This window comes from Hamadaea sp. NPDC050747, assembly GCF_040654195.1.
Lineage (GTDB): Bacteria > Actinomycetota > Actinomycetes > Mycobacteriales > Micromonosporaceae > Hamadaea.
Map to the genome: position 1 here is coordinate 63,134 of NZ_JBFAHM010000019.1, position 12,552 is coordinate 75,685.

The following is a 12,552-nucleotide window of genomic DNA, read 5'->3' on the forward strand; positions in this document are numbered from 1 at the left end:
GGTGCACACCGCGGGCCGCGTTCTGTGTCGCTGTGGTTGTCCGGTGAACTCAGCAGGTCTGGTCGATCGTGAACACGCTGTACGCCTGCCGGATGACCGGGTGGGCCACGTTCCGCACGCGTACGCCGCCCGGGGTCACTCCGCGTTCCACGCCGGCGTGGGCGTGCCCGTGAACGGCCAGCTGAGTCGGCACCGCGTCGATCGCCTCCGCCAGCAGGTAGGAGCCGAGGAACGGGTAGATCTCCAGCGGTTCGCCCTGCAGCGTGTCCGGCACGGGTGAATAGTGCGTCAGCGCTACGCGTACGTCGCATTCAAGCGACTCCAGCGCCTTCGTGAGCAAGCTGGCACTGAACTCCGTATGCCGTACGAAGTCCTTCATCTCCGGTTCGCCGAACGCCGTCGCGCACCGACCGGCGAAGCCGCCGCCGAAGCCCTTGGCCCCGGCGACGCCCAGCCGTCCGTTCTGGGTGTCGACGACGGTCGCCTCCCCCTCCAGCACGGTCAGCCCGGCGGCCTGCAGAATCCCGGTGACATCAGTGACCCGGTCGCTGTGGTAGTCGTGGTTGCCCAGGACCGCCACCACCGGAACGTCCAGCCCGCCAAACTCCTGGGCCACGCACTCGGCCTCCTCCGGCGTACCGTGCCGGGTCAGGTCGCCCGCGAGCAGCAGGACGTCGGCATGCTCGGCCACATCGTCCAACGCCGGCCGGAACCGGCCGACGACGTCCTTGTCGATGTGTACGTCACCGACCGCTCCAACTCGTACGCGTCCCATCAGTGCCGATCCTCACTGGTCGCGCCCGCGACCGGGCGGCCGGTCAGTTCCTCCGACTCCTGCGGCTTGTGCACCCGCGGCACGGTCAGCTCGTTGCGGATGGTCAGCTCCGGAAAGGCCTCGGCGATCCGCAGCTCGGCCTCGCGGCACCGCTCCTCGCTTTCCACCTCGCCCCGCAGCACGAGCACGTCGTCCCGGCGGACGGCGTCGATGCCCAGCTCGCCACCGTCCTCGGCGAGCAGGCGTTGCACCTGGGCCAGCAGATATTCGTCCTTCATCAGGCGTCTCCCGTCTCCAACTGCGGCGGGGTGATCTCCAGCAGCTCCGCCAGGCGGATGAAGGCCGCCGCGTAGGGAGATTCCTTGGTCTCCCGGCGTACGCGGCTCCAGTCGATCCGCTCGCGCAGCGAGCGGGCCAGCGGCAGCCCTTTGGAGTAGTCGCAGTAGTGCTCGTTGAAGGTCAGCAGCTTGTGCACCATCAGCGTGGTCGGCGAGAGCACCGGCATGCTGAGCGCGGCGACCTTCATCACGGTCGAGTCGGCGAGGGTGTCGTCGTCGACCTCGCGGTCGACCGGACGGTGGATCAGGTCCACCAGAGTGCCCTCGTGGTACGCCTTGACCAGCCAGTCCTCCGGGGGACGGTGGGTCTTCAGACCGGCGGCCGTCATCGCCTCCAGGGACCGGTCGACGTCCTCCGCCTTGATCAGGAAATCGACGTCATGGTCGCTGGACGCGCCACCGTGTGCGTAGACGGCGTACCCCCCGGCCAGCACGAACGGGATCTCCGCGCTCTTGAGCACGCTCGCCGCCACTTTCAGGGCCTCGATCAGCACCTCGTCTTCGGCTCTGGTCACATCGGCTGGCATACCCTGATCACGGGCGGGGTACACGCGGCAGCACCAGCGACCGCCGACCAGCACCCGTGAGCGCCGGTGAGCGCCGCTGCGCGAGCGAAGGGGCCGGCGCCCCGAAGAGCACCGGCCCCTGATCGACCTCCCCAGGTCGAGTCTTCAGCGGCAGGTCAGGCCACGGCCGCCTCGGTCGGCGTGACCGAGCCCTGCGGCTCGTCCTCGTCGACGAAGTAGTCCGGCCTGGCCGTGCCGTCCGTTCCGTCGGCCACCTTGAACGCCCGTAGCAGAACCGTGCCGAGCGCCGCCACCAGGAGGTTCACCGCGACCGCGACGAGCCCCGCGTAGATCGTCATCTTCGTGTCGAAGCCGAGCTTCGACAACGGGAAGTTCGATCCGGCGAAGTGGTCCCTAGTGGCGTTGCTGACGTTGTACAACATCCACATGCCGAACGCCATTCCGGCAACCCAGCCCGCGATCAAAGCTCCCTTGTGGAACCACCGGGTGAACAGTCCGATCGCGACGGACGGCAGGGTCTGCAGGATGATCACGCCGCCGATGAGCTGAAGGTCGATGGAGAACTGCGGGTCCAGCAGGACGATGCAGAGCAGTGCGCCGACCTTGACCACCAGCGAGGTGATCTTGCTGACCTTCGCCTCCTGCGCGGGCGTGGCCTCCTTGTTGAGGTACTCCTTGTAGATGTTGCGGGTGAACAGGTTCGCCGCGGCGATCGACATGATGGCGGCCGGGACGAGCGCGCCGATCCCGATCGCGGCGAACGCGACGCCCGCGAACCAGGCCGGGAACTGGCCCTGGAACAGCAGCGGCACGACCGTGTTCGTGTCCGGCGTCTTCGTCCCGGGCAGCGGCGTCACCTTGGCGGCGATCGCGGCGAACCCGAGCAACGCCAGCAGCCCGAGCAGCAGCGAGTACGCCGGCAGCGCCGACATGTTCCGCTTGATCACGTTGCGGTTCTTCGACGCCAGCACCCCGGTCACCGAGTGCGGGTAGAGGAACAGCGCCAACGCCGAACCCAACGCGAGGCTGATGTATTGCAGCTGATTGTTGGCGTTCAGCAGGATGCCGTCGGCCGGGTTGGCCGAAGCCTGGAACTTCGCGTCGGCGGCGGCGAAGATGCCGTCCCAGCCGCCGAGCTTGCTCGGCAGGATGAAGATCGCCGCAAGGATCACGACGTAGATCAGCGAGTCCTTGACGAAGGCTATCAGGGCCGGCGCCCGCAGACCCGACTGATACGTGTACGCCGCCAGGATGGCGAACGCGATGATGATCGGCAGGTGCCGGGCGACCGTGGAGTCGCCGGTGAGGCCGATCGTCTTGAGCACCGCCTCGATGCCGACGAGCTGCAACGCGATGTACGGCATGGTGGCGACGATGCCGGTGATCGCGACCAGCAGCGCCAGCGTCGGCGAGCCGAACCGCACCCGGACGAAGTCGGCCGGGGTGACCAGCCGGTGCTTGTGCGACACCGACCAGAGCCGGATCAGGATCAGGAAGAAGATCGGGTACAGGACGATGGTGTACGGCACGGCGTAGAAGCCCAGCGCGCCCGCGCCGAAGACCAGGGCCGGGACGGCGACGAAGGTGTACGCCGTGTATAGGTCACCGCCGATGAGGAACCAGGTGATCCAGGAGCCGAAGTTACGGCCGCCGAGACCCCATTCGTCGAGGTGCTCCATGGTGGCCGGGCGGCGCCAGCGGGCCGCGACGAAACCCATCGCGCTCACCGCGACGAACAGCACCGCGAAGACGACCAGCTCCACTACGTGGATGTTCTTCCACATCAGCGGTCACCTCCAGACACGGTGCCGCGACGCTTGGTCATCTGGTAGACGACGGTGGTGGTGGTCACGCCCAGCACGATGAAGGCGAGCTGGAGCCAGTAGAAAAGGGGAAAGCCGAGTAGTTCCGGCTCCTTCGCGTTGAACAGGGCGGGGATGAGCGGCACCACGATCGGGATGATCAGCAGCCAGTTCCAGACGCTGCGATCGCCTGCCGAATCGGTGGTGGGCTGGGCAGGTTCACCCATGGAGCGCCTCCTTGGAATCGCGGGTCGCGCGAAGGAGACCAGATCTTGAGAGGGGCCGACAGTCGCGCGTACGCCGCTGAGCGCCGAACGGTCACCCCGCTGCGCCGAACGGTTGTCAGCGGTGTGCGTACGCCACGTAACCGTGTGTGGTGAGCGTCCAGTCCTTGGGGACGATCTTGCGGCAGACGGTCAGGTCACCGGTGCAGACGATGGCGTCGACGTCGGCCGGGCGGGCCGGCGGCCGCTTCGGGATCACCGACTGCAGCGCCACGAACTCGCGTCCGGGCAGTAGGACCCACCACGGGTATTCCCAGTTGTCGTTCTGCTGGACCAGCCCGATCCGCTGCGCTCCGGACGCCTCGATCTGGTCGCGTGCCCACAGGAAGTCGCCGGTCCACTGCGGACGGCGCAGGAATCGCGTGTCGACCGGGCTCGTCGTGAACAGCGACCCCTTCCCGACCAGACGCCGCGGGAAGCCGTACCCCACGGCCAGGGTCGCGGACAACGCGGCCACGACGACGGTCACGACCACGAAGCGCGCGGGAAAGCGCCGCGCCAGCGCCTTGTCGAGCCACAGGCCCGCGAGCGGCGCCGCCAGGACCAGCGCGAAGACGATCAGGCGATTGCCCCAGGGCTGCCATTTCACGGTCGCGACATAGAGGAACCCGGCGAACGCGACCACTAAGACATACGCCCGGAGCAGCCCGGCGGATTCGGTGAAGCGACGGGGCCGGATCGCGCAGAAGAGCAGCCCGAGCAGCGCCAGCGTGCCCTGAATGGGCAGCGAGACCCGGTCTTCGTCGGGATACCAGGCGACGACCGGGAAGTGGGTGACCCCGAACGTGATGTCCCGATCCTGCGGGTCGACGCCGACGGCCCGGGAGATCCCCTCGATCGCCGACGCGACCGCGTGGCTGAGCGGTGGGATGGGCGTATCCAACGCGGTCTGGCCGATGCGCAGCCCGTTGACCAGGATCGCCGCCGGGTCGTGCCGCTGCATCGGGACGGAGTCGGTCAGCCGGGACGAGCCGAGCGGGCTGCCGAACTCCTGGTAGTTCCGGTAGTAGAAGGGAGCGCAGAGCACGGCCGCGACGGCGAGGACGGCCACCGACGTCCCGGCGACGCGGGCGAGGCCACGTACCTTGGCGAGGCGGATTTGGGCGAGTCCCCAGAGGACGAGCATCGGCGCGGCGCCCAGCAGACCCGTCGCCTTCGTGACGGCGGCCAGCCCGAAGCCCAGCCCGATCCAGGCCGCCGTACGCAGCGTCGCCTTGCGGTTGGCGTCGTCGAGCACGAGCGTCGCCACCGAGACGACCCAGCCGGCGACGATCAGGTCGACCTGCGTACTGCTCGCCTGGAGGGTCACCATCGGCGTGGTCGCGACGACGAACGCGGTCAGGAGTTGAGCGCGACGGCCGCCGCCGAACTGAGCCGCGATCCGGGACGCGGCGAAGACGCACAACGCCCCGGCGCTCCACTGCACGAGGTTGTAGAGGGCGTCCCCGCCGGTCAGCAGACGCAGATGGGCCAGCAGGTACTCTGCGCCCGGAGCGAGACTGATCTGTCGCTGGATCGCCGTCGGGTACGCCTGCAGGTTGCCGTCGGCGACCCAGTGCTCGATCCGGGACAGGTGATAGGTCTGCGAGTCGAAGTTGTTCGGCTCGGCCAGAATCGCCATGACCAACTCGATCAGCAGTAGTCCGCCGATGACCGCGACGAGCAGACGCTCCACTCTGGGTGCCGCAGACCACCACGCGCGAGCCATGGACCACCGGCGCGCGGGCTGCATCACAGGCCGGCCCCGGCGCACCCACCAGCCGAGGAACCCGGCGAGGAAGAGCAGCCACACGAGCGCGATCGACCAGCGGTTCAGCGCGTCGAAAGCACTCAGCAGCTCCAAGGTGACCACGGCGTACGCCCCGAGGAGCAGGGCGGCGTGGACGGCCCGAAGGCGAAGCGGCGCAACGGTCTCCCCTGTCACGCAGGGAAGTGAATCACGCCTCCCTGGGCGGTAGGTGACCGGTCTCGTTCACCGAACGCACTGCCACGCCGCCGTCCGGGTAGAGGTCCACCACGCTGATCCCGGCCGGATCCAGATACAGCCGATAGAGGAAGGCGTCCCCGGCCGCGAGCGCGTCCCGGAGGATCAGCTTGATCGGCGAGACGTGCGAGACGACGGCCACCGTCTGTCCAGTGTGCTTCTGGCGTACCTCGGCGACGGCGCGGCGCACCCGGTGGGCGACCCGCTGGAAGGACTCCCCGCCCGGCGGGGCGACAGCGGTGGACTTCAGCCACGCCTGCATCGCCGCCGGATCCCGCTCCCGGGCCTCGGCGAAGGTCAGCGCCTCCCACTGTCCGAAGTCGACTTCGATCAGGTCCGGCATCACCTCGACCGGGATCTCCGCGTCAGCCGTCTCCGCGATGTACGCGGCGGTCTGCGTACATCTCTGGAGTGGCGAGGAGACCACGGCCGAGAGCGGGCCGAGCGCCTGGAGCCGGACGGCGGCCGCCCGGGCCTGTGCCTCGCCCACCGGCGCGAGCGGCACGTCACCGCGACCGCTGTAGCGCTTCTCGGCGGTCAGCGGGGTTTCGCCGTGCCGGACGAGGATGAGCCGGGTCGGCGGATCCTCGCGCGGCTCCCAGCTCTGCTCGGTCGCCGCCTCGGCGAGCTCGGTCTGCGTCGCGGCGTCCATCGCCTGGTTGGCGAGCCGGTCGGCGTGCTGGTTGCGTTCGCGCGGGATCCACTGGTAGCGGACGGACGCGAAGCCACGGACCAGGTCGGCCGCCTGCGCCGCGAGCGGGCGCAGCCCGGGATGCTTGATCTGCCAGCGTCCGGCCATCTGCTCGATGACGAGTTTGCTGTCCATCCGGACGTCGACCTCGGTCGCACCCAGCTCGGCCGCCGCCGTCAGGCCCGCGATGAGCCCGGCGTACTCGGCCGCGTTGTTGGTCGCGATCCCGAGCGACGCCGACCGTTCCGCGAGCACCGCTCCGGTCCCCGCGTCGCGGACGACCGCACCGTAGCCCGCCGGGCCGGGATTGCCCCGGGACCCGCCGTCGGCCTCGACGATGACCTTCACAGCCCGCTCTCGCTGGTCCGCACCATGATCCGGCGGCACTCCTCGCAGCGCACCACCTCGTCCGGCGGAGCGGACTTCACCCGTACGCGGTCCGCCCCGGCCAGTTCGATCCGGCAGCCGCCGCAGCGGCCGTGCTGGACGAGGGCCGCGCCGAGACCACCGGAGACCTCACGGATCTTGTCGTAGAGCGTGACCAGATCGGCCGGAAGATCGGCGGCGAGCGGCTTGCGGGCCGCCGCCTTCCACTCCGCCTCCTTGGCGATCTCAGCCACCGCCTCGTCCCGCTTCGTCTCGGTCGCCGCGCGGTCCTGCCTGGCCTGGGCGAGCCGCTGCTCGACGCCGTCGAGCGTGCTCTGTGCCTGCTCCCGGCGTTCCATCAGCTCGATCTCGACGTCCTCGAGATCCGACTGGCGACGCTTCAGCGCCGTGATCTCATGCTCGATCGCGGTCAGTTCGCGGGCCGGCAGCCGGCCGTCGTCGAGCCGCTGCTGATCCTTGGTCAGCCGCTGGCGTACGGTGTCGACCTCGCGCTCCTGCTTGCTGATGTCCCGATCGAGGTCGTCGACGTCCACCTGCGCCCGCACCCGCTCGTCCGACAACGACGAGATCTCCCGGGCCAGCCGGTCCAGCTCGGCCAGTTCCGGCAGCGTCTTACGCCGGTGCGCGAGCTGGGCCAGGGTCGTGTCGATGGCCTGCAGGTCGAGCAGGCGGCGCTGGTCTTCCGGGTCGGCCTTCATACGTTCCCTCTCTTCGCCCGCTTGTCGCGCTGGTCCCGCTCTGGTGCGCCGATCATGAACTTATCGCCATGATCGGCCGGTGTGTCGTGTCCGCAGCGCCATGATCAACCACGTGGCTCACTGATCAATTCTCCGCCGGAGGCGTACAGGTTCCACGGGTCGGTCCGGATCTGGGAGACGATCGTCTCAATACCGAAGGCGTTTCGCAGCAACCCGGCCACCCTGGGCAGCCACGGCCACTCGGTCGCCCAGTGGGCCGCCTCGACGATCGCCGGGCCGCCGGCGGCGATGTGCTCGCTCGCGTAGTGGTGCTTCACGTCGGAGGTGACGACCGCGTCGGCCCCCTTCGCGACGGCGTCGGCGAGGTGCTCGGCGCCCGAACCCGAGCTGACCGCGAGCCGGGTGATCACCCGATCCGGATCGCCGGCGGCGCGTACGCCCCACGCGGTCACCGGCAGCACCTGCGCCGTCCGCTGGGTCAGCTCGCGCAGCGACAGCGGTGCCGGGAGCGTGCCGACCCGGCCGATGCCCTCCGGCGTCATGAGCTCCCGGTCGGTCAGCCCGAACAGGTCGGCGAGTGCCTCGTTCACCCCGTCCGGCGCCACATCGGCGTTGGTGTGCGCCACGTGCAGCGCGACGCCGCCGCGGATCAGGTCGTGCACGATGCGACCGGCGTACGTGGTCGGCGCGACGGAGGAGACACCCCGGAAGAGCAGCGGATGATGCGACACGATGAGCTGTACGCCCAGGTCGAGAGCCTGCTGAGCGGTTTCCGGCACGACGTCGACGACGCAGAGCACCCGCTCGACGACGGCCGTCGGCTCGCCGAGCACCAGACCGACTCGATCCCAGCTCGCGGCGGTCACGGGCGGATACCACCCGTCCAGTGCGGCGATCACCGCGCCGACCGTCGGCGGTCCCGCCGCAGCGGCCGTCGCCATACCGGCTGGATCAGGGTTCTGGGTCGAATCTTGGGCCAAGATTCGACCGGGAACCGTGTTCTCGCGGTCGGCGGCGTCGCTGGGCGACCCGTTTTCGGGACTCATCCGGATGACGCTACCCGAGCAGCCCGGTGACGTCGGCCAGGCGGTGGGCGAAACCCCACTCGTTGTCGTACCAGGCCACGACCTTCACCGTGTCGCCGACGACGGTGGTGAACTGCCCGTCGACGATGCTCGACTCGGCCGCCCCGACGATGTCGGAGGAGACCACCGGCTCCTCGGTGTAGCCGAGGACGCCCTTGAAGTGCCCGGCCGCCGCGGCGGCGAGGGCGGCGTTGACCATCTCCGCCGAGGGCGCGTTCGGCATGCGTACGACGAGGTCGGCGAGGCAGCCGATGATCGCGGGCACCCGGACGTGGAGCCCGTCGAGCCGCCCGGCGATCTCCGGAACGGCCAGTCCCATGGCGTGCAGACTCCCCGGCTTGAGCGGCACCGGGATCAGGTTGGCGGCCGCCGCCCGGCCCATCCGCGGGTTCCAGTGCGGCGAGTCCAGCAGCGCGCTCTTGGTCGCGTCGTACGCGTGGACGGTGGTCAGCGTGCCTTCCTTCAGCTCGCCGAGATGACGCAGGACGGCGAGGATCGGGACGACGGCGCTGCTCGTGCAGCAGGCGGGCGACACGATCCGGTGCCGATCGCGGTCGAAGCCCTCCTCGTTGACTCCCATGAGGACGGTCGCGTCAGCGTCCACAGTGGCCGTTGAGACGAGCACCCGACCGGCGCCGGCGCGCAGGTGGGCGGCGGCGAGATCGGCCGAGTAGAACTGCCCGGTCGCCTCGAGGACGACGTCGACGCCGAGGTCGCCCCAGGGCACCCGGTCGGGCTCCGCCTCCTGGTACGCCGCCATCGGCAGCCCGTCGACCATGACGGCCCGGGGCGTGCTGGTGATGTCGGCCGGGAGCCGGCCCCGGACGGAGTCGTATTTCATGAGGTACGCCAGGTTGGCGGCGGGCGCGATGTCGTTGATCGCGACCACGTCCAGCTCGGGCCGGGACAGACTCACACGCCAGAAGGTTCGCCCGATGCGGCCCATGCCGTTGATGCCGACCCTGACCGCCACCAGATCGTCCCCCTTGGAGTGTCGACGCCGGCGTTAACGCTCAGCGACCCCACAGTATCCGAGAGGGATCGTCGCAGACTAGGCCACATCAAGGCGTTTGCGGATCTCGCTCAGCGCGAGGTCCCACGGCATCGCCTCGAAATGCGCCTCCCCCTCACCAGGGCGGAAGGCGGGCAGGACGTCTTGTCCCCAGAGGACGGTCACGCCCCAACCGCGGAGCCGGTCGAGCGCCTCGGCGAACGCCGGGTGCCCGGCCATGCCGGAGTTCGTGAAAGGCACGGCGACGATCGGCAGACCGCGGCCGAGCCCTTCGCAGAGCAGCCCGAGGGCGAGGGTGTCGGCGATGCCGGCGGCCCACTTCGCGACGGTGTTGGCGGTCGCGGGCGCGACGATCATCGCGTCGGCGGCCGGGAGCAGGTCCGGCTCACCGGGGTTCTTGAAGGTGCTGCGGACGGCGTATCCGGTCAGCTCGGCGAGCGCCGGCACGTCGATGAACTTGCGGCCGTCCGGGGTCGCGACGACACAGACCTCCCAGCCGATCTCCTGCGCGCCGGTCACCAGGCGTGCCACGTCCCGTGCGGCGGGTGAGCCGCACGTGACTACATATAGGACGGTCAAACGCCGACTCCCATGTGCTCGGCCAGTTCCGCGATGGGCGCCGTCGGGGTGCCCTTGGTGCGGCGGAGGACGTCCGAGAGTACCTCGTGCGCGATGGGACGGCAGCGGATCTCGGCGGCTGCGAGACGGTCACCCTCCAGCAGCATCTCCCCCGCGCGGTCGACGTCGCCGACCTGGGCGAAGCCACGAGCCATGTCGAGGTAGTGATGCGCACGCCGTTCCGGCATCAGCGTCGTGAACGACGACGTCGGAATGCTCTGCTCGTGCACGTTGACCGCGAGGCCGCCCTCGCCGAGTTCGACACTGGCCGCCGCGCGGTGCAGCAGCACGTTCGTGGGGCCGAAGCAGCTCCAGTAGTGGTTCTGATCCTCGCCGACGGCCTGACCGGCGTCGGCCGCCCCGTCGAGCAGGTCGCGCATCGTGGCGCTGTCGCCGATCCGGGCGGCCGCCATCGCGCCCTGGAGCAGCAGCATGCCGTAGACGGACAGCTGTTCGGGGGTGGTGTCGCCACCGCCACCGGGAGCGAGACGATTCGCCACGTTGACGTTGATCTCCAACGCCGGGCGCGCCCGCCCGAGCGCCAGCAAGGCCGAGCCCACCCGATAGGTCGCGGTGCCCGCGAGCAACGGATCGCCGGCACGCTGCGCCACGGCGATCGACCGGTCGGCGGCCAGCCAGGCCAGCTCCAGCTCGCCGAGCTTGCGGAGCACCGACGAGGAGATCTGGTAGACCTGCCCGAGCAGCTTCGCCACGTCGCGCGCCTGGTCCGTCGTCGCGTACGCGGTGTCGGCGGCCTGCGCGTCCCGCAGCAGCTTCGGCAGACTCCGGGCCAGTACGCCGTAACGCGCGTGCTGGAAGGTCAGCCAGGCGTGATTGACCGCCTTGTGCATCTCCGCGACGGGCGGCGGTTCGGCAGCCGGCGAGAAGAACGCGCTGAACGCGTCGTAACGCTCCAACGCGGCGCGGATCTCGGCGACCTCGACGGCGTCGACGCAGTTGACGGACTCCGGCCGGCGCTCAGGTTCCTTGCCCAGCAACAGTTGCACGTCGACCTGAAGCACATCGGCGATCTCGTAGACCACGGAGAACTTGTCCAGCCGGCGTACGCCGCGCTCGACCTTGTCGACCCAACTCTTGGACTTGCCCAGGCGATCGGCGAAGACCTGCTGGGACATCTTCCGGCGGTTGCGCCAGTAGGCGACCCGTCTTCCTATCGGCAGCTCGTCCACGTGCTCGACCTCCCCGGGGCTAGTCGCACACCATGTGCGCTGAGGTTACCGCTCTCGCTCGTAATTTTCGATGCAAGTTGCACAAGCTGTTGCCTGGTCCAACGAGATGTACGCCGTACCGGTGACGCCATACCGCATAGTGAAGTTCGGCAGTGCGGCAACGTCGGAAACACCAGGTGAAAGCACAGCAGGTCAACGGATAGGGGGTTCGACGAGATGCACTGGGCCATCGACAGATGGGTGTCCCACTTCCGACTGCGGCGGGCCGCGATGCGCTTCGCGGAGGAGAACTGGACCGTCACTCCGGGGGCCTGGCTCGAACCCGCGGGCGACGAGGCGCCGTCCCGATTCGAATGTGGACGGCCCGGTTGCGTCACCAGTTCGTGCCATCCGGCACTGGCCCACTGGGACGCCGACGCGACGACCGATCCGGCGCAGATCGAGGAGTGGTGGCAAGACGCGCCGTATTCGTTGCTGCTGGCCACCGGGCACGGCATCGAGGTCATCGAGGTTCCGGCGCTGCTCGGCGCGCGGGCCGTCTGCGGTCCGGTCACCGGGCCCGGCCGGCCGTCGGTCACCGGTTCGTTGCGCGGCCCCGTCGCCGTCACTCCCCAGGACCGCTGGATGTTCTTCGTGCGTACCGGCCGGGGGCGGACCGCACGGTTGCGCCCGGAACTGTCCTGCCGAGACGACGTCCTGTGCCATGCCGCGAATTCGTGGGTGCCGCTGCCGCCGACCCGCCTGCGCAGCGGCCCCGTCCGCTGGGAGGTCTCCCCGGATGACGTGGGCTGGCGGTTGCCGACCAGCGACCAGGCGCAGCAGGCGCTGATCGCGGCGATGGTGGCGTTGGACGCCTCGTTGCTGGACTCCCGGCACAGCCGGACGATCACACCCGCGCCGCACGCTCCCGCGGCCACCGTGTACCCCATGACACTGCGGAGATCCGCACGGTCTACTGCGGACGCCGCTGTGGAAGTTCTACGCCGTGCCGCCTGAACGTCCGCGATGCCCTGCAGAATGTCCGATTGCGGAGGGTGTGCCAGTGTCCGGCCCCGTCTGCTGTCGTTGGTCGGGGTATCGAAGGAGTTTGACATGGCACACCACAGCACTCCCGCAAACCTAGGACTCCCCGGCCCCGACGTCGACACCCTGACGGGGGTC

At 69.4% G+C, this 12,552-nt stretch carries 13 protein-coding genes; 1 reads left to right on the plus strand and 12 read right to left on the minus strand.

Annotation, left to right across the window (positions count from 1 at the left end):
• Positions 1 to 49: 49 nt before the first annotated feature.
• The 12 genes from AB0H43_RS35710 to AB0H43_RS35765 form a co-directional block, all read right to left on the minus strand.
• Entirely contained in the window at positions 50 to 775 is a 726-nt protein-coding gene (locus AB0H43_RS35710; RefSeq protein WP_360007076.1) for a metallophosphoesterase, read from the minus strand.
• On the minus strand, positions 775 to 1,053 hold the full coding sequence (locus AB0H43_RS35715) for a hypothetical protein (RefSeq protein ID WP_360007078.1): 279 nt from the start codon (positions 1,051 to 1,053) through the stop codon (positions 775 to 777). The genes AB0H43_RS35710 and AB0H43_RS35715 overlap by 1 nt, the downstream gene beginning before the upstream one ends.
• Positions 1,053 to 1,628: a nucleotidyltransferase gene (locus AB0H43_RS35720; protein ID WP_360007081.1), complete on the minus strand. Its 576-nt coding sequence runs from the start codon at positions 1,626 to 1,628 to the stop codon at positions 1,053 to 1,055. Before AB0H43_RS35720 ends, AB0H43_RS35715 begins: the two co-directional genes overlap by 1 nt.
• Before the next feature lie 167 nt (positions 1,629 to 1,795).
• On the minus strand, positions 1,796 to 3,424 hold the full coding sequence (gene mctP, locus AB0H43_RS35725; RefSeq protein WP_360007084.1) for a monocarboxylate uptake permease MctP: 1,629 nt from the start codon (positions 3,422 to 3,424) through the stop codon (positions 1,796 to 1,798).
• The gene (locus tag AB0H43_RS35730) at positions 3,424 to 3,669 is read right to left on the minus strand and encodes a DUF3311 domain-containing protein (protein WP_360007087.1); all 246 of its coding nucleotides are present in this window, start codon (positions 3,667 to 3,669) and stop codon (positions 3,424 to 3,426) included. The genes mctP and AB0H43_RS35730 overlap by 1 nt, the downstream gene beginning before the upstream one ends.
• Positions 3,670 to 3,784: 115 nt before the next feature.
• Positions 3,785 to 5,650, minus strand: coding sequence for a DUF2142 domain-containing protein (locus tag AB0H43_RS35735; protein ID WP_360007090.1), 1,866 nt, complete (start codon positions 5,648 to 5,650; stop codon positions 3,785 to 3,787).
• 13 nt (positions 5,651 to 5,663) lie between these two features.
• Positions 5,664 to 6,749, minus strand: a complete 1,086-nt coding sequence (locus AB0H43_RS35740; protein ID WP_360007093.1) for a histidine phosphatase family protein — start codon at positions 6,747 to 6,749, stop codon at positions 5,664 to 5,666.
• Positions 6,746 to 7,486: a C4-type zinc ribbon domain-containing protein gene (locus AB0H43_RS35745; protein ID WP_360007096.1), complete on the minus strand. Its 741-nt coding sequence runs from the start codon at positions 7,484 to 7,486 to the stop codon at positions 6,746 to 6,748. Before AB0H43_RS35745 ends, AB0H43_RS35740 begins: the two co-directional genes overlap by 4 nt.
• A 104-nt stretch (positions 7,487 to 7,590) precedes the next feature.
• Entirely contained in the window at positions 7,591 to 8,427 is an 837-nt protein-coding gene (locus AB0H43_RS35750) for a Nif3-like dinuclear metal center hexameric protein (RefSeq protein WP_360007156.1), read from the minus strand.
• Between the two features lie 115 nt (positions 8,428 to 8,542).
• A complete protein-coding gene (locus AB0H43_RS35755) occupies positions 8,543 to 9,544 on the minus strand; it encodes a glyceraldehyde 3-phosphate dehydrogenase NAD-binding domain-containing protein (RefSeq protein ID WP_360007099.1) in 1,002 nt (333 codons plus the stop codon).
• A gap of 78 nt (positions 9,545 to 9,622) precedes the next feature.
• Positions 9,623 to 10,162, minus strand: a complete 540-nt coding sequence (locus tag AB0H43_RS35760; RefSeq protein ID WP_360007102.1) for a flavoprotein — start codon at positions 10,160 to 10,162, stop codon at positions 9,623 to 9,625.
• On the minus strand, positions 10,159 to 11,391 hold the full coding sequence (locus AB0H43_RS35765) for a helix-turn-helix domain-containing protein (RefSeq protein ID WP_360007105.1): 1,233 nt from the start codon (positions 11,389 to 11,391) through the stop codon (positions 10,159 to 10,161). The genes AB0H43_RS35760 and AB0H43_RS35765 overlap by 4 nt, the downstream gene beginning before the upstream one ends.
• Positions 11,392 to 11,631: 240 nt before the next feature.
• Here AB0H43_RS35765 and AB0H43_RS35770 point away from each other — a divergent pair, with 240 nt between their 5' ends.
• A complete protein-coding gene (locus tag AB0H43_RS35770; protein ID WP_360007108.1) occupies positions 11,632 to 12,387 on the plus strand; it encodes a bifunctional DNA primase/polymerase in 756 nt (251 codons plus the stop codon).
• The last annotated feature ends 165 nt before the right edge of the window (positions 12,388 to 12,552 follow it).

Bases quoted from the DNA above. Each gene is read 5' to 3' on its own strand.
- AB0H43_RS35710 (WP_360007076.1), bottom strand. From the start codon at position 775: ATGGGACGCGTACGAGTTGGAGCGGTCGGTGACGTACACATCGACAAG.
- AB0H43_RS35715 (WP_360007078.1), bottom strand. From the start codon at position 1,053: ATGAAGGACGAATATCTGCTGGCCCAGGTGCAACGCCTGCTCGCCGAG.
- mctP (WP_360007084.1), bottom strand. From the start codon at position 3,424: ATGTGGAAGAACATCCACGTAGTGGAGCTGGTCGTCTTCGCGGTGCTG.
- AB0H43_RS35730 (WP_360007087.1), bottom strand. From the start codon at position 3,669: ATGGGTGAACCTGCCCAGCCCACCACCGATTCGGCAGGCGATCGCAGC.
- AB0H43_RS35745 (WP_360007096.1), bottom strand. From the start codon at position 7,486: ATGAAGGCCGACCCGGAAGACCAGCGCCGCCTGCTCGACCTGCAGGCC.
- AB0H43_RS35750 (WP_360007156.1), bottom strand. From the start codon at position 8,427: ATGGCGACGGCCGCTGCGGCGGGACCGCCGACGGTCGGCGCGGTGATC.